At 70.6% G+C, this 20,405-nt stretch carries 20 protein-coding genes; 13 read left to right on the forward strand and 7 right to left on the reverse strand.

Translation table 11 applies throughout. The features are described from left to right. Positions 1-20: 20 nt before the first annotated feature. Positions 21-659, reverse strand: a complete 639-nt coding sequence (locus ABD151_RS17570) for a fasciclin domain-containing protein (RefSeq protein WP_343996102.1) — start codon at positions 657-659, stop codon at positions 21-23. 216 nt (positions 660-875) lie between these two features. Between ABD151_RS17570 and ABD151_RS17575 the strand changes: the two genes are divergently transcribed. From ABD151_RS17575 to ABD151_RS17585, 3 genes are all read left to right on the forward strand, one after another. Further along, positions 876-1,826, forward strand: a complete 951-nt coding sequence (locus tag ABD151_RS17575) for a type IV toxin-antitoxin system AbiEi family antitoxin (RefSeq protein WP_343996103.1) — start codon at positions 876-878, stop codon at positions 1,824-1,826. A 37-nt stretch (positions 1,827-1,863) separates the two neighbouring features. Next, positions 1,864-2,655, forward strand: coding sequence for a hypothetical protein (locus ABD151_RS17580; protein WP_343996104.1), 792 nt, complete (start codon positions 1,864-1,866; stop codon positions 2,653-2,655). Between the two features lie 99 nt (positions 2,656-2,754). Continuing rightward, positions 2,755-3,702: an alpha/beta hydrolase gene (locus ABD151_RS17585; RefSeq protein WP_343996105.1), complete on the forward strand. Its 948-nt coding sequence runs from the start codon at positions 2,755-2,757 to the stop codon at positions 3,700-3,702. Positions 3,703-3,756: 54 nt separating this feature from the next. Here ABD151_RS17585 and ABD151_RS17590 read toward each other — a convergent pair whose 3' ends face one another. From ABD151_RS17590 to ABD151_RS17600, 3 genes are all read right to left on the reverse strand, one after another. After that, positions 3,757-4,389 (reverse strand): hypothetical protein, encoded by a 633-nt coding sequence (locus ABD151_RS17590; protein ID WP_343996106.1) that lies wholly within the window; start codon positions 4,387-4,389, stop codon positions 3,757-3,759. Between the two features lie 356 nt (positions 4,390-4,745). Further along, a complete protein-coding gene (locus ABD151_RS17595) occupies positions 4,746-5,054 on the reverse strand; it encodes a hypothetical protein (protein WP_343996107.1) in 309 nt (102 codons plus the stop codon). A 51-nt stretch (positions 5,055-5,105) separates the two neighbouring features. Next, positions 5,106-6,029, reverse strand: coding sequence for a LysR family transcriptional regulator (locus ABD151_RS17600; protein ID WP_343996108.1), 924 nt, complete (start codon positions 6,027-6,029; stop codon positions 5,106-5,108). Between the two features lie 103 nt (positions 6,030-6,132). Between ABD151_RS17600 and ABD151_RS17605 the strand changes: the two genes are divergently transcribed. From ABD151_RS17605 to ABD151_RS17625, 5 genes are all read left to right on the forward strand, one after another. Further along, entirely contained in the window at positions 6,133-6,309 is a 177-nt protein-coding gene (locus tag ABD151_RS17605) for a hypothetical protein (RefSeq protein WP_343996110.1), read from the forward strand. A gap of 123 nt (positions 6,310-6,432) precedes the next feature. After that, positions 6,433-7,434 carry a FecCD family ABC transporter permease gene (locus tag ABD151_RS17610; protein ID WP_343996111.1) on the forward strand — a complete coding sequence of 334 codons (1,002 nt, stop codon included), beginning with the start codon at positions 6,433-6,435 and terminating at the stop codon, positions 7,432-7,434. Then, positions 7,431-8,471 carry a FecCD family ABC transporter permease gene (locus ABD151_RS17615; protein ID WP_343996113.1) on the forward strand — a complete coding sequence of 347 codons (1,041 nt, stop codon included), beginning with the start codon at positions 7,431-7,433 and terminating at the stop codon, positions 8,469-8,471. The genes ABD151_RS17610 and ABD151_RS17615 overlap by 4 nt, the downstream gene beginning before the upstream one ends. Next, positions 8,468-9,271, forward strand: a complete 804-nt coding sequence (locus tag ABD151_RS17620; RefSeq protein WP_343996114.1) for an ABC transporter ATP-binding protein — start codon at positions 8,468-8,470, stop codon at positions 9,269-9,271. The genes ABD151_RS17615 and ABD151_RS17620 overlap by 4 nt, the downstream gene beginning before the upstream one ends. Positions 9,272-9,307: 36 nt before the next feature. After that, positions 9,308-10,351 (forward strand): ABC transporter substrate-binding protein, encoded by a 1,044-nt coding sequence (locus ABD151_RS17625; RefSeq protein ID WP_343996115.1) that lies wholly within the window; start codon positions 9,308-9,310, stop codon positions 10,349-10,351. A 143-nt stretch (positions 10,352-10,494) separates the two neighbouring features. On the opposite strand, the gene ABD151_RS17630 is transcribed toward ABD151_RS17625, so the two are convergent. Further along, a complete protein-coding gene (locus ABD151_RS17630; protein ID WP_343996117.1) occupies positions 10,495-11,157 on the reverse strand; it encodes a hypothetical protein in 663 nt (220 codons plus the stop codon). Between the two features lie 110 nt (positions 11,158-11,267). Here ABD151_RS17630 and ABD151_RS17635 point away from each other — a divergent pair, with 110 nt between their 5' ends. From ABD151_RS17635 to ABD151_RS17645, 3 genes are all read left to right on the forward strand, one after another. Further along, positions 11,268-12,464, forward strand: coding sequence for an oxidoreductase (locus tag ABD151_RS17635; protein WP_343996118.1), 1,197 nt, complete (start codon positions 11,268-11,270; stop codon positions 12,462-12,464). A 61-nt stretch (positions 12,465-12,525) separates the two neighbouring features. Beyond that, positions 12,526-13,629, forward strand: a complete 1,104-nt coding sequence (locus ABD151_RS17640) for an NAD(P)H-dependent amine dehydrogenase family protein (RefSeq protein WP_343996119.1) — start codon at positions 12,526-12,528, stop codon at positions 13,627-13,629. Next, the gene (locus tag ABD151_RS17645; protein ID WP_343996121.1) at positions 13,626-14,459 is read left to right on the forward strand and encodes an SDR family oxidoreductase; all 834 of its coding nucleotides are present in this window, start codon (positions 13,626-13,628) and stop codon (positions 14,457-14,459) included. The genes ABD151_RS17640 and ABD151_RS17645 overlap by 4 nt, the downstream gene beginning before the upstream one ends. Before the next feature lie 41 nt (positions 14,460-14,500). On the opposite strand, the gene lysS is transcribed toward ABD151_RS17645, so the two are convergent. After that, positions 14,501-16,174, reverse strand: coding sequence for a lysine--tRNA ligase (gene lysS / locus ABD151_RS17650; RefSeq protein WP_343996122.1), 1,674 nt, complete (start codon positions 16,172-16,174; stop codon positions 14,501-14,503). Between the two features lie 152 nt (positions 16,175-16,326). Continuing rightward, on the reverse strand, positions 16,327-17,235 hold the full coding sequence (locus ABD151_RS17655; RefSeq protein WP_343996123.1) for a diacylglycerol/lipid kinase family protein: 909 nt from the start codon (positions 17,233-17,235) through the stop codon (positions 16,327-16,329). Positions 17,236-17,357: 122 nt separating this feature from the next. Between ABD151_RS17655 and ABD151_RS17660 the strand changes: the two genes are divergently transcribed. Together ABD151_RS17660 and ABD151_RS17665 are read left to right on the forward strand one after the other, a co-directional pair. Continuing rightward, positions 17,358-18,644 carry an adenylosuccinate synthase gene (locus ABD151_RS17660; RefSeq protein ID WP_343996124.1) on the forward strand — a complete coding sequence of 429 codons (1,287 nt, stop codon included), beginning with the start codon at positions 17,358-17,360 and terminating at the stop codon, positions 18,642-18,644. Positions 18,645-18,838: 194 nt separating this feature from the next. Then, the coding region (locus ABD151_RS17665) for a glycoside hydrolase family 13 protein (RefSeq protein ID WP_343996125.1) at positions 18,839-20,405 on the forward strand (1,567 nt) is incomplete at its 3' end.

Consider the following 20,405-nt stretch of genomic DNA (forward strand, 5'->3'; position numbering starts at 1 on the left):
CTCTGATCTCTGATCTCTGATCAGAGGTCGATGGGTCGCAGCACGCGGTCGATGCCGTGCGCGATCTGCTTGTTCCCCTGGTTGATGTTGACCATGACGACCCGCGGGTTGCGGTCGTTGCGGTCCTGGTCGACCAGGATCACCTTCTTGCCCTTGACCTTCACGGTGATGGTGGCGCCGAGCGCGGTCTTGATCGCCTTGCCGTCCCGCTTGACGATCTTCTTGGCGCCCAGGGTCTTGCCCACGATCACGTGGTAGAGCAGGACCGACTCGACGGTGTCAACGTCGGCGATCCTGGCCAGCGCGCGGAAGGTGCCGCGCTCGGTCTTGCGCTGCGTGCCGGTCAGGTCCTTGACCAGCGCGCGGAACGCGGCGTCGGTGGGCAGGAACGCGGTGACGCGCTGGTTGCCCTTGGCCAGCACGGAGACGGGGCTGCTCGGCTTGGCCTTGAGGACGGTCAGGACGGCCTTCTCGAGGATGTCGTAGTCGTGCCAGTTCCGGTCGAAGCCGCGGTCGGCTCCGAGCACCTTGGCGAGGCTGCGGGTGCCCGGCTCCGCGGACGACTCCTGCGCGTGCGCCGGGGCTGCCAGGGTCGTGCCGGCGACGGCGGCGGTGACCAGGCCGGCGAGCCCGAGCTTCGCGGTGTGGCGCGTGTTCATGGTGCTTTCCCTTCGATCGATGGCGATGTGGAGGGGATCGAGGCATGGGGGCTCGGCCCTCTCCTCTGTCCTGAGTCATTCGGAGCCGGCGCGGGCACGGTTTGGTCGGGAGTCTCGGGGAACGCCCGCAGTTTCCGGCCCGGGCAGCGGACGTTCAACTTGCAACGATTTTCAAGAAAGTTGAGAACGGGGAAATATTGAACGACGATGGGTGGCATGTCGTCGATGGTGGATGCCGCAACCGGCCTTCTCAGCGAGTGGGGCATCTCGGTCGCGCCGGTTGAGGGCGGAGGTCCGGAGCCCCGGGTCGAGTTACGGCGTGCTGGCTCGCGGGCGGTCTACCTGCTTCGCCAGAGTCGCCCTGTCGAGACCGCGACGTGGCAGCGGAGCCAGACGAGCGCGGGGCACGAACCTGTCCTTCACCTGATCCGGCATGCCACACAGGCCCAATCTGAGGAGCTCCGCGATTTGGGCGTGGAGTACCTCGACTCGTCAGGCAACGCCCACCTCCACTTCGGCGATGTCTTCGTCGACGTGAGGGGGCGACGACCCCGTGAGCGGGGGCGACGACCCACCGGCCAGAACCCCTTCAGCGGTCGTCGGAGCAGAGTGGCCTTCGTTCTGCTCGCCTGGCCGCAGCTGTGGGAGGCCACGAACCAGGAGATCGCTGATGCTGCCGGCGTCTCGATGGGCACCGCTCACCAGGGACGGTTGATGCTGCGTGAAGCCGGCCTGGACCGCGGTTCGCGGCAGGCTGAGTTGCTGGACCGATGGTCTGCTGCGTGGATCGCCAGCATCGGTGCGAAGCTGACCCTGGGCCGGTTCCATGCGCGCTCGTTGGAGGTGCAGAAGGTCAGCGCGAACGACCCGATGTTCTGTAGCGGCGAGGCAGCCGTCGCCGACCTGGTGAGGCCGATCAGCCTCCTGCTCTACGTGCCGGCGCTTCAACCGCGCCTTGCTGCGGTGAACAGGTGGCGTACTGACGGTCCCAACAACGTCACGCTGCGCGAGGCGTTCTGGAGTGAGCCCGGGGCGGGGCTGCCCGAGGTCCAAGGGATCCCCGCGGCGCCGTGGCCGCTCGTCTACGCCGACCTGCGCGGTGCGGCCGATCCGCGCCTGCATGACGTCGCTCGTGTCGTGCGGGAGCGTCATGTTGACCCTGCCTGACCCGACGTCCCCGGTACTGGATGCCATCCGGCGAGTCGTGGCCGAGCTTGCAGCCAAGGTGCCGGGACTGGACCTCGATGCGGTGATGCTGGTCGGCGCCCAGTGTCGCGACGTCCTCCATGTGGGCTTGGGTCATGCATTCGGCACCCGCAGCAGCTTCGACGTGGATCTTGGACTCGCGCTCCGCTCATGGGACGACCACCGTGAGGTCACCCAAGCCTGCGGCGCACCCGGTGCCAATGGCATCCAGTACCGGGTCGCAGGTCTTCCGGTCGACCTGCTGCCGTTCGGGGAGGTCGAGGAGCCGGCGGGGTTGGTCACCCCTCCCGAGCGCAAGGAGGCGTTGAGCGTCTGGGCCTTCGCCGAGGTCTACCAGGAATCACGGAGCCTCCCCCTTGGGGGATCGCTGCACCTGCGGATTCCTACGGTTCCCGGCTACGCCGCGATCAAGCTGGCGGCCTGGCTCGATCGCTCGGCGTATGGCCAGTACAAGGACGCTGTCGACCTCGCTCTGGTGATGCTCTGGTATCGCAATCACGAGGGCATGCTCGACCGGCTCTATGAACAGCACCCTGAGGTGATGGCCGACTACGACTACGACCTGACACTCGCCGCCGCTGCGCTACTGGGAATGGATGCCATGCAAGTGGTGGGGGCGGCGCGGGCTGCTGAGCTGCGGGCGCGCTGGCCTCGGACTTCGAGGGCGCTGGAAGAGCTGGCGGGCGAGCTTCGGCCCAGCGGCGACGAGGCGCTTCCCGTCGAGGAGAGGCTGCCCCGGGCGCGGCGGCTGGAGTTGGCTGCCGCTCTCGCGGACGGCCTGTTCCGTTGAGGCAGGCGGGCGCCGACTGAGTGGGAGCGGCTGTGACGGCGCGCACAGCCGATGGCTACGTTGAGCGCGTCAATGTTGGCCTGTGTCCAAGGAGTCGTCTTGCCCGAGCCCCGTCCGCAGTTCCCGCCGCCGTCCAGCATCAGCGCCGAGGCGCAGGCGGTGCTGGCCGTCTCGGGTGGCTTCGCGTTGCAGCCGCACCCGGCCCTCGACGACATCGCCGGCTGGGAGCGGTGGGTCGAGGCCAGCGACGGGCCGTTGACCAAGATGCTCGGCGGCTACCAGCTCTCCGACGACGTCATGCGTCGCACGGAGTTCGAGATCGACGGCGTCACCACGCACGTGCTGCATCCGGTCGGGGTCCCCGACGACGCCCCGGTCGTGGTCGAGCTGCACGGCGGTGGCCTGATCCTGTGCGGTGGCGAGCTGTCCTGGAAGATCACGGCGGCGCGCGCGGCCGAGCGCCAGGCGATCACCTGGGTGCCGGACTACCGGATGCCGCCCCACCACCGGTTCCCGGTGGCGCTCGACGACTGCCTCGCCGTCTACCGCCGGGCACTCGCCGAGCGCGACCCGAGCCGGATCGCCGTCAGCGGGGCGTCGGCCGGCGGCAACCTCGCCGCTGCGCTGATGCTGCGCGCCAAGGACGACGGGCTGCCGCTGCCCGCCGCGCTGATCCTGATGACCCCCGAGCTCGACCTCACCGAGTCCGGCGACACGTTCGCCACCCTGCTCGGCATCGACCAGCTCGGCCTGCTGGCCGCCGTCAACGAGCTGTACGCCGACGGCCAGGACCTGACCCACCCCTACCTGTCCCCGCTCTTCGGCGACGTGACCGGCTTCCCGCCCACCTTCCTGCAGAGCGGCACCCGGGATCTCTACCTCTCCAACACGGTGCGCATGCACCGCAAGCTGCTCGACGCCGGCGTCCCGGTCGAGCTGCGGGTGATGGAGGCCGGACTGCACGGCGGCTTCGGCGGCCGGACTCCCGAGGACCGGGTGATCAACGCCGACATGCTCGCCTTCCTGGCCGAGCACCTCGCCGACTGACGCCGCTCAATGTGACCTCAGCGCTCGGTTTCGCGGCAAAAGGCGACGCTGAGGTCACATTGGGTTGTCGAGCTGGGGCGACACGTGGCGCAGGTATCCCTGGCGCCAGCAGCTGTGGATGATCACCACGGCGAGCAGCACGCCGAGCATGCCGAGGCCGAGGTCGCCCAGGGTGTCGCGGTAGGCACCGCGGCGCTCGGAGGAGGTCGCGATGAAGGCGTAGTACTCGGCGATCTCCCACAGGATCGCGGCGGTTCCGCCGACGGCCAGGCCGCGTTCGAGGACCGGCCAGAACTGCGTGGTGGGCGCCATCGTCAGCAGGATGAACGCAGCGGCGAGGATGCCCAGGTTGATGAAGTGCATCCAGTCGTCGAACCAGTAGATGGTGTCGTAGAGATCCATCCGGTTGCCGAGGATGTCGGTGAAGCAGGTCAGCGTGATCAGAGTGTCGGCCAGCCAGGGGAACGAGGCCCGCTCGCGCCAGAACGCGTACCAGATGGCCGGAACCGTGAAGGCGAGCATGGGGTAGCCGACGGCGCGCAGGCCGGCCGCCTTGTCCTCCATGTTCCCGATCTCGGGATAGATGACGGCGGTGCCGAGCATCAGCAGGAGGGCCGCCTTGGCGGTGACGTTCACCGCGCGCAGGACCTGGGGGGTGGGATAGCGCGTGGCCACCGCCTCGACCATTGCACCATCCTCGTTTCCACTGTTCTGCGCACCGGCGGGAGGACCCGCGAGCGGTGCTTGCTTGCGCCCTGGCGGCCCTCGCTCACCATGTGGGGTGCGAGCGAGGGCCTGGAGTCGGCACTCAGGGGCGCGGCCGACTCCGTCGGACACCCTAGCGAACCGGACAAGCAACCGCGGATTTGCCGCACTGGTCTGGACCAGTCGCGGAATTTCGGACACAGTCCGTGCTTTGCTGCGGGTGCCCGGGTAGTGTCGGTGTTGCCCCGCAGGTGACCCGAGACGCCTGCGGGGCTTTCACATTTCTCGACAGGGTGAGCCGGTGACGGGCTGAGCCGTCGACAGGCTGAGCCGCAGGCTCAGCCCTCCTCGGGCTCGGCGTCGCCGAGGAAGTCGATCGCGACCTGGAGCAGCTGGATCGCCATCTCCGGGTCGAGGCCGCCGAGCATGATCTTCAGGCCCAGGTCGGCCTCGGTGTCGAGGTCCCACTCGTCGGCGTCGGCGTCGGTGTCGGGCATCTCGATCAGGGAGATGTGGATGCCGGGCTGGTCGTTGGACACGACTGCCTGGTGCTGGGCGCTCTCGTCGGCGATGGCCTGGGCGGCCACGCTGATGGTGAGGTCCTCGGTGCCCTCGTGGTCGTGGTCGTGATCGTGGTCGTGCGACATGGATGCTCCAGTGGTTGGGGGACGTTCGCGCACGACATTACGGCAGGCGCCTCAGGCGTCGACCGGATCGGTGAGGGAACGGATCCGGCGGGTGGCGAGCTCGATCATCAACGCGGCCGCGGGGGAGAGCGAGGCGCCGGCGCGGTGCACGATCGCGAGCGGGTCGAAGAGTCGCGGACGCAGCGAGACGAAGCCGGCCTGCGGGGCGAGCCGGGGCAGCAGCTGCTCGGCGATGGCGCGGTGGGTGATCGAGTCGGCCAGGCCCATCCCGACCAGCTCGACGGCGGTCTCGACGTCCTCGACCTCGATCCGGGTCGAGGGGTTCAGGCCGGCCTCGTGCAGCATCCTGCGCACCAGCATCCGGGTGGAGTCCTCGTTGCGGAACGTCGAGTCGGGCATCACCAGTGGCGCGGCGGCGATCGCCTTCGGGGTGACCGGCCGGCGCAGCCGCTCGGGGTCGGCGCTGATGTAGACGAGCTCGGAGCGCGCGACCGGCCGGACCACCAGGCCCTCGCTGGTGACCTGGGGGACGGCGATCAGGGCGGCCTCCAGGTGCCCGCGACGCAGCTGGTCGAGCACCTCGGTGGAGTTGGTGCCGATCAGCTCCACGCGCACCCCGGGATGGCGCTCCAGGACGTCGGCGATCAGCGCGGCGCCGGCGTACCAGCGCACCGCGCCGAAGATGCCGAACCTGATGGTTCCGGTCTCCAGTGAGCGGACCCGTTGCATCGCGTCCTGGGTGTCGCGCGCAGCGGCGAGCGTCTTCTCGGCGTACGGCTGCAGGGCGACGCCGGCCTCGGTCAGCACCACGCCGCGGCCCACGCGCACGAAGAGGCGGACGCCGAGGGTGCGCTCGAGTCCGCGGATCTGCTCGGAGATGCTGGGTTGCGAGTAGCCGAGGGCGTCGGCTGCCGCCGTCAGCGAGCCGTGCTCGACGGTGGCGAGGAAGCAGCGCAGCTGATGCAGGGAAAGCATAGGCATCTCCTATGGCTGGCCAAGGAAAGAAAGCCTACCCCTATCAGTAGGGCTGGTGGATCATTGAAGAGTCAAGAACCGTTCTGTTCGAGGGAGGTCCCCGATGTTCGTCCACCACTGCTCCGCCTGTGATCGCCGTCAGCTGATCTTCCCGAGCCAGATCACCGGCGCTGCAACGCAGGACGGCGAGTCCGGCCTGGCGTTCACCTGCTGGTGCGGCTCCGAGCAGATCTGGCTGCTGGAGCGGAAGGTCTCCGCGGCGCACGTCGCTGCCGCCTGAGCCATCCGGGCTGGCTGAGCCGCCTGCGGCCCTCCGGCGCGACGCGTGGGGCCGGGCGCTCGGAGCGCATGACGTCATGACGGTGACAACGTGTGTCGCCGCGCGCTGTGTGACACTTAGGCAATGCTTACCTTAGCGAAGGGTCGGCGCGCGCGAGCTGCCCTTCTCCTCGTCGCGCTGCTGGCGGTGCTCGCCGCCGTGGTGCTGAGCCTCGCGCTGGGCGTGCGCGGGGTCGCGTTCTCCGAGACCTGGCGTGCCCTGACCGATCCGGTGGCCGGCAATGTCGACCACGACGTGATCCGGGGCCAGCGGGTGCCGCGCACCGTGATCGGCCTGCTGGCCGGTGCCGCACTCGGCGTCGCCGGAGCGCTGGCCCAAGGTGTCACCCGCAACCCGATCGCCGACCCCGGCCTGCTCGGCCTCAACGCCGGTGCCTCGCTCGGCATCGTGGTGGCGGCCGTCTACTTCAGCGTCACCTCCCCGATGGGCTTCATCTGGTTCGCCTTCGCGGGAGCCGCGATCGCGGTGGTGATCGTCTTCGCGATCGGTCATGGCCGACCCGTCCAGCTGGCACTGGCCGGTGCCACGCTGACCGCCTTCATGGCGCCGCTGACGACGTTGCTGCTCTACCGCGACGTCACCGCCTTCGATCGACTGCGGCACTGGTCGGTGGGCGCGCTGAACGGCCGCGACCTCGAGGTGGTGGCGACGCTCTGGCCGTTCCTGGCCTTCGGGTTCGTGCTCGCCGCCTTCGTCGCGCACCGGCTCAACGCCCTGGCACTGGGTGACGACGTCGCCTCGGCGCTGGGGCAGAGCGTCGGCACCACGCGTGCGGTGACCGGGATCGCCATCGTCGCGCTGGCCGCGACCGCGACCGCGTTCGCCGGCCCGATCGCCCTGCTCGGTCTGGCCGTGCCGCATGCGGCACGGCGCCTGGTCGGCCCCGACCATCGTTGGCTGACCCCGCTCGCCGCGCTGCTGGGCGCCTTCCTGTTGCTGGCAGCGGACGTGCTCGGTCGCCTGGTCCGCCAGCCGGACGAGCTCGAGGCCGGTGTGGTGGTCGCGATCCTCGGCGCCCCGGTGCTGATCGCCGTGGCGCGCGGACGACGGGTGGTGGGCCTGTGAGCACGACCTCCTTCGACCCCGGCATCGTGGGTCGCCAGCGGCGTCGTCAGCGGGCGCGGGCGAGCGCCGTGGTGGTGCTCAGCGTCGCGCTCTGCTTCGCGCTGCTGCTGCTCTCGATGGGTCTCGGCGTGGCCGGGGTGCCGATCGACCGCTCGCTGCCGGCGCTCTTCGGCTCGGGTGACCGGCTCGACCTGCTGGTGGTCCGCGACCTGCGGCTGCCGCGCGGCCTGGCGGCGATCGTCGCCGGCGCCGCCTTCGGCCTGGCGGGTGCGCTCTTCCAGTCCACATTGCGCAACAACCTGGCGAGCCCGGACATCCTCGGGATCTCCGGCGGTGCCTCGCTGGGCGCGATCACCGCGATCCTCGGGTTCGGGGCTGCGGGTGCCGTGGTCTCCGCAGCGGCCTTCGCCGGCGCACTCGTGATCGCCTTCGCGATCTGGGCGTTGGCGTGGCGCAACGGACTGCACGGCGTGCGGTTCGTGCTGGTCGGCGTCGGCCTCTCCTATGTCTGCGCCTCGCTGATCTCCTGGTGGCTCTCCGAGGCGGAGGTCCGTGAGGCCGGTCAGCTGCTGCGCTGGACGATCGGCAACGTCTCCGACGTCCGGGGCGAGTCGCTGGGCCTGTTGGTGATCGGCGTCCTGGTGCTGGGGTGCCTTGCCCTGCTGGTCGGCCGCGAGCAGCGGATCCTCGCCCTCGGCGACGACCACGCTGCCGGGCTGGGCATCGGCGCGAGTCGCTCCCGTGGACTGGCACTGCTGATCGGCGTCGGCCTGGTCGCGCTGGCCACCGCGGTCACCGGGCCGATCGCCTTCGTCGCCCTGGTCGCGCCCGCGATCGCGCGCCGCCTCGTCGACGACGGCGGCCCGGCGTTGTTGCCCTCGGCCGCCTTCGGCGCGGCGCTGACCATCGCTGCCGACGTCCTCGGGCAGTACGGACTGCCCAACTTCACCGCTCCGCTCGGGATCGTCACCGGTCTGATCGGCGCGCCGTACCTGCTGTGGCTGTTGGCCCGCAGCGAGCGAAAGGTGTCCTCATGAGCACGGCGATCAGGGCCGAGGGCGTCAGCCTCGGCTACCGCGGGCGTCAGGTGATCGAGGGCCTGGACCTGGTCATCCCGGCCGGCAAGGTGACCGCGATCGTCGGTCCCAATGCCTGCGGCAAGTCCACGCTGCTGCGGGGGATCGCCCGGTTGCATCCGCTCGACGGGGGCCGGGTCACCGTCGACGGCGTCGACGCCCGCTCGCTCTCCCGCAGGGAGCTGGCGCGGCTGATCGGGGTGCTGCCGCAGAGCTCGATCGCCCCGGACGGCGTCCGGGTGGCGGAGCTGGTCGCGCGCGGCCGCTTCCCGCACCAGGGCTGGTTCGGTCGGCACACCAGTGACGACGACGAGGTGGTGATGCGCTCCTTGGCCGCCACCGGCACCGCCGAGCTGGCCGAGCGGCGCTTGGAGGAGCTCTCCGGTGGCCAGCGCCAGCGGGTCTGGATCGCGATGGTGCTGGCGCAGCAGACCCGGGCGGTGCTGCTCGACGAGCCGACCACCTACCTCGACGTGACGCATCAGCTGGAGCTGCTGGACCTTCTGGTCGACCTCAATGCCGAGGCCGGGACCACGGTGGTGATGGTGCTCCACGAGCTCAACCACGCGGCGCGCTACGCCGATCACCTCGTGGTGATGCGCGATGGTGCGATCGTCGCCGAGGGGGCGCCGAGTGAGGTGCTCACCGTGGAGTCGGTGCAGCGAGCGTTCGGACTGGACGCCCAGGTGATCCCCGACCCGGTCAGCGGCGGCCCGCTGGTGGTGCCGATCGGGCGTCATGGCACTCGAGCCCGCGATTAGGTTATCCTTGCCTAACTAATCTGCGAGGAGAGTTCCGTGCACACCAACCCCGTTCTGCGCCGCGCCGCCCTGTTGATGGCCGGCGTGCTGTCCGTGGCCACCCTGGCGGCCTGTGGCACCGACAACGGCGACGAGAAGTCGGAGGGCGCCACCAAGGCGGAGGCCACCGACCAGTTCCCGATCACCATGGAGAACGCCTACGGCACGACCACCATCAAGGAGGAGCCCAAGCGGGTCGCCACCTGGGGTTGGGGCTCCACCGAGGCCGCGATCTCGGTCGGGGTCTACCCGGTCGCCGTCGCCGAGCAGGTCTGGACGGTCGGCGCCGGGAACCTCCTGCCGTGGGTCGAGGAGGCCTACGACGAGGCCGGCGTCGAGCACCCTGCGGTGCTCTCCGACGCCGAGGGTGGCGCGACGATCGTCTACGACGAGTTCATCGCCGCCGACCCGGACCTGATCGTCGCGCCGTACTCGGGCCTGACCGAGGAGCAGTACAAGACGCTCAGCGACATCGCCCCCGTGGTCGCCTTCCCGGACGCCCCGTGGACGACGTCGTGGGACGACACGATCACCCTGACCGCGCAGGCGCTCGGCCGCAGCGCGGGCGGTGAGAAGGTGCTCGCCGAGATCGACGAGTCGCTGGCCGCGGCGGCCGCCGACCACCCCGAGTTCGCCGGCAAGACCATCGCCGGCCTCTGGCCCGGTGAGAGCGCCATCTCCGTCTACACCGGTCTCGACCCGCGGGTGGGCATCCTGACCAAGCTCGGCTTCGAGGTCGACCCGAGCGTGGCGAAGCTGGACACCAGCGACGGCGGCTTCTACTTCGACATGAGCTTCGAGAAGGCCGACGAGATCGCTGCGGACGTGGCGGTGACCTACCACGACTCCCAGGAGTCCGCGGACGCCATGCTGACGGACAAGAAGTTCACCGCCGTCCCGGCGATCGGTGCGGGCCGGGTGGCCCAGGTCGTCGGCAACGTGAACGTCAGCGCGGTCTCCCCGCCCACGGCACTCAGCTTCACCTGGGAGCAGGGCATGCCGGCGCTCGTCGAGATGCTGGCGGCGGCCGTCGCCAAGTGAGTCACCCCGGCCGCGCGCGTGCGCGGCTCGTGAGCTGGTTGCCCCTCCTCGCCTCCGGGCGGGGAGGGGCTTCTGCTCTCCCGAGGGCGCAGAAATGGCCGCCGAGGGCGCAGAAGATGGCACCCGAGACGGCGCTCGTGGCGTCAGTCCTGCGGCTCGGGGAAGTGCGGATCGGCCAGCAGGTACTGGGTGAGCGGCCCGTCGGCGTCGCGGTCGTGCGGACGGACCGGCTCGGGCACCATTCGGCCCTCGGTGGTGTCCCAGAAGCGGTCGACCCGGACGCAGATCCGACGCGCCACCCGGCCGGGTAGGCCGCGGTGCGGCACGTAGGGGTGCGGCCGGGTCGGGGCGCGGAGCTCGGCGCGGTAGAGCGCCATCGCGAGCTCGTCGGCCTGATCGTCGTCGAGGGTCGCGGTCAGCTGGGCGACCAACGCCTCCTCGCTCGCCCAGTAGGCGGCGAAGCGCTCGTCGACCTCGCGCCACACCGCCGGCCAGGTCAGCCGGACGGCGTGCGCCTCGCCGTAGAGCTTCGCCTTGGTCCGGGCCAGGGCGATCTCGAGGTGGTGTCCCGCCTCGCGCAGCTCGTGCACCGTCTCTGCTGAGGTGTGCTGGTGCTGAGCGGCGCGGGGCAGGAGATCGGTGGCGGCGGCGACGTGCCGCGAGGTGCTGGCCAGGAAGGTGTCGATGGCCGGGAAGCGGTCGCGCGGCCGCTCGTGGCTCGGTTGGGCGTGGGCCGCGCTCTCGAGCCGCTCGGTCAGCACCTCATGGGTCTGCTGGGTGCTGCGCTCCAAGGTGTTGTGGGTCATGTGGATCGCCTCCGACGGGCGGTGAGGAAAGTCACCACTTCCAGAGTGCTCCGCAGGATGGCGCTACACAAGGCACCTCCTGCCAAACTGGAACACGTTACAGTTCTGCCGTGACTCCCGACGTCTTCGCACCCGCCTCCCTGGGGCCGGTCCAGCTGCGCAACCGGATCGTCAAGGCCGCCACCTTCGAGGGGCGCACCCCGTACGGCGTGGTCTCGCCCGAGCTGATCGACCTGCATCGCACCCTCGGTGAGGGCGGCGTCGGCCTGACCACGCTCGCCTACTGCGCTGTCGCGCCGGAGGGGCGCACCCATGCCGAGCAGCTCGTCGTCGGGCCGGGCACCCGCGAGGGCCTGACCCGGCTCACGGAGGCGGTCCATGCCACCGGCGCGAAGGTCGCGGCCCAGGTGGGCCACGCCGGACCGGTCGCCAATGGCCGCTCCAACGGGGCGCCGGCGATCGCCGCCAGTGCGATGCCCAGCCCGCTGTCGATGCAGATGATCCGCAGCGCCACCGAGGCCGACCTGAGCCGGGTCACCAAGGCCTACGTGGAAGCGGCGCGGACCCTCGTGGAGTGCGGCTTCGACGTGCTCGAGCTGCACATGGCCCACAACTACCTGATCTCCTCGTTCCTCGCGCCGCAGCTCAACCGGCGCAAGGACCGCTGGGGCGGCAGCCTGGAGAACCGCGCCCGGTTGGCGCGTCAGGTCGCGCGCGCGGTGCGCGACGAGGTGGGCGACGCCGTCGCCGTCACTGCCAAGACCAGCCTGTCGGACGGCTACCGCGGAGGCTTCGACACCGAGGAGGCGCTGGTCTTTGCGCAGATGCTCGAAGCCGACGGCAACCTCGACGCCCTCCAGCTCTCCGGCGGCAGCTCGCTGATGAACCCGATGTACCTGTTCCGTGGGGGAGCGCCGGTCAAGGAGTTCGCGGCGAACATGCCGTTCGCCGTCAAGTGGGGCATGCGTGCGGTGGGCAAGGGCTTCCTCAAGTCCTATCCGTTCGAGGAGGCCTACTTCCGCGAGAAGGCACTGCGCTTCCGCGAGGGCCTCTCGATGCCCTTGATGCTGCTCGGTGGGATCAACCGCCGCGAGACGATGGAGCAGGCGATGGCCGACGGGTTCGAGTACGTCGCCATGGCGCGTGCCCTCGTGCACGAGCCGGCGATCGTGAATCGCCTGGCTGCGCGCGAGGTCGCCGGCGGAGCATGCCTGCACTGCAACCGCTGCATGCCGACCATCTACGCCGTGGGCGGCGTCTACTGCCCGCCCCAGCTGGAGGGCAGCGCGCCGCTGGCGACCGTCTGAGCCGCGGCGCGATCCGGAGGAAAGGGTTCCGCCCAAGTAGAACCTGTTCTACCGTCAGGCCATGAGTCTTCTCTCCTCGCGCCCCGAGTCCACACCGCTGCGTGTCGTCGGCTGGTCCACCGGCACTGTCGGGCGGCACGTCATCGCCGGCATCGACCGCCATCCCGAGCTGGAGCTCGTCGGCCTGTGGGTCTCCAACCCGGAGAAGGTGGGCCAGGACGCCGGCGCGCTGGCCGGGCTCGGCCGCGACCTCGGCGTCACCGCCACCAATGACCGTGACGCGCTGATCGCGCTGCGCCCTGACGCGATCGTGCACACGGCGATGACCGACGACCGGATGTTCGAGGCGATCGACGACCTGAAGGCCTTCGTGGCGGCCGGCATCAACGTGATCTCCAGCGGACCCGTGCTCCTGCAGTACCCCTACGGCGTGCTCTGGGAGGACGCGCTGCGCCAGGTCGAGAAGGCCTGCGCGGACGGCGGCGCCTCGCTGCACGTCAACGGCATCGACCCCGGCTTCGCCAACGACGTGCTGCCGCTGGTGATGACCTCGCTCTCCCAGCGCATCGACGAGATCCGGGTCAGCGAGATCGCCGACTACTCCACCTACTACCAGCCGGTGGTGATGCGCGAGCTCTTCGGCTTCGGCAAGCCGCTGGAGGAGACGCCGATGCTCTGGCAGCCCGGCGTGCTGTCGCTGGCATGGGGCTCGGTGGTGCGGCAGATCGCGGCCGGGCTCGGGGTAACCCTCGACGAGCCGCTGACCGAGGTGGTCGACCGTCGTCCGGCAGAGGTGGACACCTCCACCGTCTCGGTGGAGATTCCGGCCGGGACCATGGGCGCGGTCCGGTTCCAGGTGATCGGCCGCGTGGACGGCGTCGACAAGATCGTGCTCGACCACGTCACCCGCACCGCGGAGGACCAGGTTCCCGAGTGGCCGCAGCCCCCGACCGGCGGCGGTTGCTACCGGGTCGAGATCACCGGCGAGCCGCACATGCTCCTCGACTTCACCCACCACGGCGAGAACGGCGACCACAACGACTCGGGGATGATCACCACCGCTCAGCGCCTGGTGAACTCGGTGCCGCACGTGGTGGCGGCACCCGCCGGCATCGTCACCGCCCTCGACCTGATGTCGGTGACCGGCCGGGGCCTGGTCTCGTGAGCATCCTGGACCGCTTCCTGCTCACCGACCACGTCGCCGTCGTCACCGGCGCCGGCCGCGGCCTGGGCGCAGCGACCGCGGTGGCGCTCGCCGAGGCAGGCGCCGACGTGGTGATCTCGGCACGCACCGCAGCGCAGCTGAAGGAGGTCGCGTCCCGGATCGAGGCAGCCGGACGACGTGCGCTGGTGGTGCCCGCCGACCTCTCCGACCTCGCCGCGGTGGCCGGGCTCGCAGAGCGGGCACACGCGGAGTTCGGGCACCTCGACGTGGTGGTGAACAACGTCGGCGGCACCATCCCCAACGCGTTCCTCGACACCGACGTGGAGTACCTGGAGGACGCCTTCCGGTTCAACGTGAGCACGGCGCACGCGCTCAGTGCGGCCGCGGTGCCGCTGATGCTGAGCGACGCCGACGACCTGTCCCGGCAGAAGGCGATCGTCTCGATCACCTCGATGATGGGGCGCACAGCCGCCCGCGGCTATCTCGCCTACGGCACCGCCAAGGCTGCCCTCGCGCACTGGACCCGACTCGCCGCCACCGACCTCTCGCCCCGGATCCGGGTGAACGGGATCGCGGTGGGCTCGGTGCTGACCAGCGCGCTGGAGTTCGTCGCCGGTGACGCTGCGATGCGCTCGCAGATGGAGGACGAGGCCGAGCTGGGCCGGCTCGGCGAACCCGAGGAGATCGCCGCCGCGGTGCTCTACCTGGCCTCCGCGGCGGGCGCCTTCATCACCGGCAAGATCCTCGAGGTGGACGGCGGCCTGCAACGGCCGAACCTCGACCTCGGCCTGCCGCCGCTGTGGGGCGGGACGGTGCCGGCCGGCAACTAGCCGGCCGGGCGGGCGTCGTCGGTCGACGCCCGGCGGCGCCGTCAGGCGCTGAGCAGGGCGCGCAGCTTCTCGGTGCCGAGCGCGACCACCAGGGTGGGCAGGCGCGGCCCGCGGTCGGCGTCGACGAGCAGGTTGTAGAGCAGCTGGAAGAACGCCTTCTGGTCCGCCTTCACCTCGTCGTTGGGCTTCTCCTCCAGGCTGAACCCGCGGGCCACCTTGGGGACGCCGTAGACGACGGTGGTCGCTGACTCCTGGGTCAGCTCCTCGGGCAGGCTGCTCAGCAGCAGCTCGAGCCACTGCCGCTCCTGCTCCGACAGGGCAGCCAGCCGCGCGGTGTCGGCCGCCTCGCGGACGGTGGTGCGCTCCTCGGCGGGCACGAACTCGACGGTCCACTGCATCGCCTTGGAGAGTCGCGGCTCGAGGTCGGCCACCGAGTCGTGCGGGAAGCCGACGTGGGTGATCACGTCCGAGATCAGCTCGGCCGAACCGGCGGTGACGTCGGCGACCGAGGAGAGCGTGCGGAACGGGACCTGGACCGGGCTGGCCGGAAGCGGCGCGACGGCGGTGGCGGCGGCCCGCTCGTAGGCGAGCACGGCGACGTCGCGCTTGGCCGGGTCGGCGGCCTTCTTGGCGAGTGCGTCCCACTCGTCGTAGAGCCGCACCACCTCGGGACCGAAGTCGATGTCGAACGTCTGCTTCGGGGCGCGGCGCACGTAGAGCCAGCGCAGGATCGACGGCTCCAGCACCCGCAGGGCATCGGTCGCGGTGGGCACGCCGCCGGCCGAGGAGGACATCTTCTGCATGCCGGCGAAGCCGACGAATCCGTAGGCCACGAAGGACGGAGCTGCCGCGCCGAAGTGCGGTGCCACCTCCTTGCCCACGGTGTAGGAGGAGCCCGGGGTGGCGTGGTCGGCGCCGCCCGGCTCGAAGTCGACGCCCTCGAAGGCCCAGCGCATCGGCCAGTCGATCTTCCAGACCAGCTTGCCCTCGTCCTGGGTCGCCACGTTGGTCACGTGGGACTCGCCGCACTCACGGCAGGTGTAGGCCAGATCGGTGGTGGCGTCGTCGTAGGAGGTGATGTCGACGGTGTCGCGTCCGCAGCCGCGGCAGTACGGCTTGTAGGGGAACTTGGCGAGGTCCTCGGGCTTGGCCTCGGCCTGCTCGTCGGCGTCGTCGCCCTTCTTGGTCCGGTACTTCTCCAGGACGGCGTCGAGCTCGCGGCGATGCTTGACGGCGTGCAGCACCTGCTCGCGGTAGGTGCCGGCGCGGTACTGCTCGGTCTGCGAGACCTCGACCATCTCCACGCCGAGCTCGGCGAGGGCGGCCTGCAGCGGAGCCTTGAAGTGGGTGGCCCACGAGTCGTGGCAGCCCCACGGGTCGGGGACGGCGGAGAGCGGACGGCCGATGTGCTCGGCCCACTCGGCGGGCACGCCGGCCGGGACCTTGCGGAACCGGTCGTAGTCGTCCCACGAGTGCAGGTGGCGCACGTTGACGCCGCGGCGGCGCAGCTCGTCGGCGACGAAGTGCACGGTCAGGAACTCGCGCAGGTTGCCCAGGTGGACCGGGCCCGAGGGCGAGGCGCCGGAGGCGCAGGTCACCTGGGCGCCGGCCGCAACGGCCTCGGTGCCACCGGCGTGCCGGATCGCCTCATCGGCGGCACGGGTCACCCAGTCGGTGGGAGCCTGCTGCTTGCCGTCGCGGTTGCCTCGTGCCATGGGGTGCTGCGTCCTCTTCCCTCGTCGCTGTCTGCGGGCCAACGCTACCGCTGCGGCCCGCTTTACCCCTGATCGTCCCTACCCCTGACCGTCCTACCCCTGATCGTCCCTAACGTTCTGGTCGTCGACGCGCCGGTGCGGCAACCAGAACGTTAGGGACGATCGCTCGGGCGGCGGAGCAGGCGGTAGGCGGCCGGCATGACGGTCCAGGTGCGCTCGCGGTACGGGCCGCCCAGCTCGCCGTCCGCGCTGGTGAAGAACTCCTCGCCGCGCAGGGCGATGCTTCGGCCGCGGACCGTGAGCACGTCGGCCCGCTCGGTGTGCTCGCCCCGGCCGAGGCGGACCGCGTAGCCGATCCGTGCCCACACCCCGATCGCCCGCGAGACCATCACGTCGGCACGGCCGTCGTCCGGGCGCGCGTCGGGGGTCAGCGTGGTGCCGCCGCCGACGTCGGGCCCGATCCCCACCGAGACCATCAGCACCGCGCGCTGGGCGGGATTGACCTCGCGGCCGTCGACCTCGACCCGGACCCGGGTGACCTGCGGGCGCAGCGCGGCGCGCAGCGCTCCGATCGGATAGCCGAGCTTGCCCAGGCCGAACTTGCCGAGCACGGACTTGACGTCGGCACCCTTGCGGCCGGCGTCCGCGGAGATGCCCATGTGCACGTGGTTGACCACCACCTCGCCGTCGTCGGCGACGAGGATGTCGGTGGGCTGCGGGGTGCCGTCGAGGACGGCCCGGGCCGCCTCGTCGGGCTCCAGCGGAACGCCGGTGCCGCGGGCGAAGTCGTTGCCGGTGCCCAGCGGCACCAGGCCGACCACGCTCTCGGCGAGGTCGCCGCACCGATGCAGCGCCGCGACCACCGCATGCAGGCTGCCGTCGCCGCCGGCCACCACCACGGTGCGGCCGTCGCGGGTGGCCAGCACGTCGTCGAGCTCATCGGGGCTGGAGGTCTCGGCGACCTCGACGTCGGCACCGGCACGCAGCACGTCCAGTGCCGTGTTCAGTGCGGCCTCGTCGCCACCGGCGCTCGGGTTGGTGATCACCAGGAGTCGGGACATGGGGCGAGCCTGCCATGGCGGCGAGGAATCTGGCGACGGTGCTGCGAGGTGGTAGCGTTTGGGCGCAAGAGCCCCTGTGCATTGCACCGGGGCTGTTCCTGTTTTTGAGGGGTGACACCCAGATGCCCGCAATCGTTGTGCTCGGCGCCCAGTGGGGCGATGAAGGCAAGGGCAAGGCGACCGACCTGCTCGCCACGTCCAGCTCGATCGACTACGTGGTACGCACGAGCGGCGGGCACAACGCCGGCCACACCATCGTGGTGAACGGCCAGAAGTACGCCACCCACCTGCTGCCCAGCGGCATCCTGACGCCGGGCGCGACCAGCGTGATCGCCAACGGCGTCGTGGTCTCGCCCGAGGCGCTCTTCCGTGAGCTCGACGGCCTGATCGAGCGCGGTGTCGAGGTCGCGGACCTCGTGGTCAGCTCCAACGCGCACGTGATCGCCAGCTACCACACCACCATCGACAAGGTGAGTGAGCGGTTCCTGGGCAAGAACCAGATCGGCACCACCGGTCGTGGCATCGGCCCGGCCTACGCCGACAAGGTCAACCGCGTGGGCATCCGGGTCGCCGACCTCTTCGACGAGGAGGTGCTGCGCGCCAAGGTCGAGGCCGCCCTCGACATCCGCAACCACATCCTCACCAAGGTCTACAACCGGCGCGCGATCGAGGTCGACGCGGTGGTCGAGGAGCTCACCCAGTACGTCGAGCGGCTGCGCCCGATGGTGGCCGACACCTCGCTGTTGCTGAACAAGGCGCTCGACGCCGGCAAGACGGTGCTCTTCGAGGGAGCGCAGGCGACCCTGCTCGACGTCGACCACGGCACCTACCCGTTCGTCACCTCGTCCAGCCCGATCGCCGGCGGCGTCTGCACCGGCGCGGGCGTCGGCCCGACCCGGATCGACCGGGTGATCGGCGTGATCAAGGCGTACACCACGCGGGTCGGCTCGGGTCCGTTCCCGACTGAGCTCTTCGACGCCGACGGCGAGGCTCTGCAGCGGATCGGCGGCGAGATCGGCGTCTCGACCGGCCGTACCCGCCGCTGTGGCTGGTACGACGCGGTGATCGCCCGCTACGCCAGCCGGGTCAACGGCCTCACCGAGTTCTTCCTCACCAAGCTCGACGTGCTCGACTCGTGGGAGCAGATCCCGGTCTGCGTGGCCTACGAGATCGACGGCGTCCGGCACGAGGAGATGCCGATGACGCAGCCCGAGTTCGAGCGCGCGAAGCCGGTCTACGAGTACTTCGAGGGCTGGAAGACCGACATCTCGGGTTGCCGCACGTTCGAGGAGCTGCCGAAGAACGCGCAGGTCTACGTGAAGGCGCTCGAGGAGATGAGCGGCGCCAAGTTCTGGGGCGTCGGCGTCGGTCCGGGCCGCGAGCAGACCCTGGTCGTCAACCCCGCCTAACCCGAGCCTGCGCTTGTTCCCGCCGAACTTGCACTTGTTCCCGCCGAGTTTGCGCTTGTTCCCACCGAACTTGCACTTGTTCCCACCGAGTTTGCGCTTGTCGCAGTTTCGGGGCGCCATGAGCGCAAGTTCGCGCGTGGTACGCGCAAGTTCGGGCACTACACGCGCAGGTTCGGGCGTGGCACAGTGGCGGGGTGAGCGGAGCTAACTCGGACGTCGCCACGAGCTGGTGGTGCGATGCGGTCATCTACCAGATCTATCCACGCAGCTGGGCCGATGCGGACGGCGACGGCGTCGGCGACCTGCCCGGGATCACCGCGCGACTCGATCACCTCGCGGCACTCGGCGTCGACGCGGTGTGGATCTCGCCGTTCTACACCTCGCCGCAGAACGATGCCGGGTACGACGTCGCCGACTATCGCGACGTCGACCCGCTCTTCGGCGCGCTCGCCGATGCGGATGCCTTGCTGCACAAGGCGCATCGGCTCGGCCTGCGGGTGATCGTCGACCTGGTGCCCAACCACTCGTCGTCCGAGCACGCCTGGTTCCAGGCGGCGCTGGCGAGCCCGCCCGGCAGCCGGGAGCGGGCCCGTTATCTCTTCCGCGACGGGCGGGGCGAGAACGGTGACGAGCCCCCGAACAACTGGCAGAGCCTCTTCGGGGGGCCAGCCTGGGAGCGGGTGATCGAGCCCGACGGGACGCCAGGGCAGTGGTACCTGCACCTCTTCGACGTCAGCCAGCCGGACTTCGACTGGTCGAACCCCGAGGTGGGCGACGAGATGGAGTCGGTGATCCGGTTCTGGCTGGACCGCGGTGTCGACGGCTTCCGGATCGACGTCGCGCACGGCCTGGTGAAGGAGGCGGGGCTGCCCGACGAGGACCACAGCCTGGACCGCCACCTCTCGCGCACGGACCTGATGCCGATGTGGGACCGGGACGAGGTGCACGACGTCTACCGACGGTGGCGCAACGTGATCGAGGAGTACGACGGCGACCGGGTGCTGGTCGGCGAGGCCTGGGTGACGCCGGCCGAGCGGCTCGCGCGCTACGTGCGGGCCGACGAGCTGCACCAGACCTTCAACTTCGACTACCTGATGACCCCGTGGCTGGCGCCCGACCAGCGCGCGGCGATCACCGCCTCGCTGGCCGCCACCGCATCGGTCGGCGCGCCGACGACCTGGGTCCTCTCCAACCATGACGTCGTCCGCCATGCCACCCGGCTCGGCTTCCCGCAGCGCCCCGGCCCGGTCTCGGCGCCCGGGATCGGCGCCGGCGATCCGCAACCGGACCGGCTGCTGGGGGTGCGTCGCGCGCGGGCCGCGACCATGGTGATGCTGGCACTGCCGGGCTCGGCCTATCTCTACCAGGGCGAGGAGTTGGGGCTCCCCGACGCCACCGAGCTGCCCGACGAGGCCAGGCAGGATCCGACCTTCGCCCGCACCGGCGGCCGCGAGCTGGGCCGCGACGGCTGCCGGGTGCCGATCCCCTGGGAGGGCGCCAGCCCGGGGTGCGGCTTCGGCCCGAGCGCTAGCACCTGGCTGCCGCAGCCCAAGGTCTATGCGGAGCTCGCGGTCGACCAGCAGCAGGGCGTCGCGGGCTCGACGCTCGAGCTCTACCGCGAGCTGCTGACGCTGCGTCGCGGGTGGGCGCTCGGGCAGGGAGAGCTCTCCTGGCCAGCCGACACCGCCGACGCCGATGACACCGCCGACGTGCTCCGCTTCACCCTCACCACCCCCCGGGGAGTGGTCGAGGTGCTCGCCA

The organism is Nocardioides dubius (assembly GCF_039528155.1).
GTDB classification, from domain to species: Bacteria; Actinomycetota; Actinomycetes; order Propionibacteriales; family Nocardioidaceae; genus Nocardioides; species Nocardioides dubius.

What these genes read in the sequence shown, in the direction of transcription:
- ABD151_RS17600 (WP_343996108.1), bottom strand. Translation starts at nt 6,029, where the DNA reads ATGCTTTCCCTGCATCAGCTGCGCTGCTTCCTCGCCACCGTCGAGCAC.
- ABD151_RS17595 (WP_343996107.1), bottom strand. Translation starts at nt 5,054, where the DNA reads ATGTCGCACGACCACGATCACGACCACGACCACGAGGGCACCGAGGAC.
- ABD151_RS17590 (WP_343996106.1), bottom strand. Translation starts at nt 4,389, where the DNA reads ATGGTCGAGGCGGTGGCCACGCGCTATCCCACCCCCCAGGTCCTGCGC.
- ABD151_RS17570 (WP_343996102.1), bottom strand. Translation starts at nt 659, where the DNA reads ATGAACACGCGCCACACCGCGAAGCTCGGGCTCGCCGGCCTGGTCACC.
- ABD151_RS17655 (WP_343996123.1), bottom strand. Translation starts at nt 17,235, where the DNA reads ATGTCCCGACTCCTGGTGATCACCAACCCGAGCGCCGGTGGCGACGAG.
- ABD151_RS17610 (WP_343996111.1), top strand. Translation starts at nt 6,433, where the DNA reads ATGCTTACCTTAGCGAAGGGTCGGCGCGCGCGAGCTGCCCTTCTCCTC.
- lysS (WP_343996122.1), bottom strand. Translation starts at nt 16,174, where the DNA reads ATGGCACGAGGCAACCGCGACGGCAAGCAGCAGGCTCCCACCGACTGG.
- ABD151_RS17640 (WP_343996119.1), top strand. Translation starts at nt 12,526, where the DNA reads ATGAGTCTTCTCTCCTCGCGCCCCGAGTCCACACCGCTGCGTGTCGTC.
- ABD151_RS17630 (WP_343996117.1), bottom strand. Translation starts at nt 11,157, where the DNA reads ATGACCCACAACACCTTGGAGCGCAGCACCCAGCAGACCCATGAGGTG.
- ABD151_RS17575 (WP_343996103.1), top strand. Translation starts at nt 876, where the DNA reads ATGTCGTCGATGGTGGATGCCGCAACCGGCCTTCTCAGCGAGTGGGGC.
- ABD151_RS17605 (WP_343996110.1), top strand. Translation starts at nt 6,133, where the DNA reads ATGTTCGTCCACCACTGCTCCGCCTGTGATCGCCGTCAGCTGATCTTC.
- ABD151_RS17660 (WP_343996124.1), top strand. Translation starts at nt 17,358, where the DNA reads ATGCCCGCAATCGTTGTGCTCGGCGCCCAGTGGGGCGATGAAGGCAAG.
- ABD151_RS17620 (WP_343996114.1), top strand. Translation starts at nt 8,468, where the DNA reads ATGAGCACGGCGATCAGGGCCGAGGGCGTCAGCCTCGGCTACCGCGGG.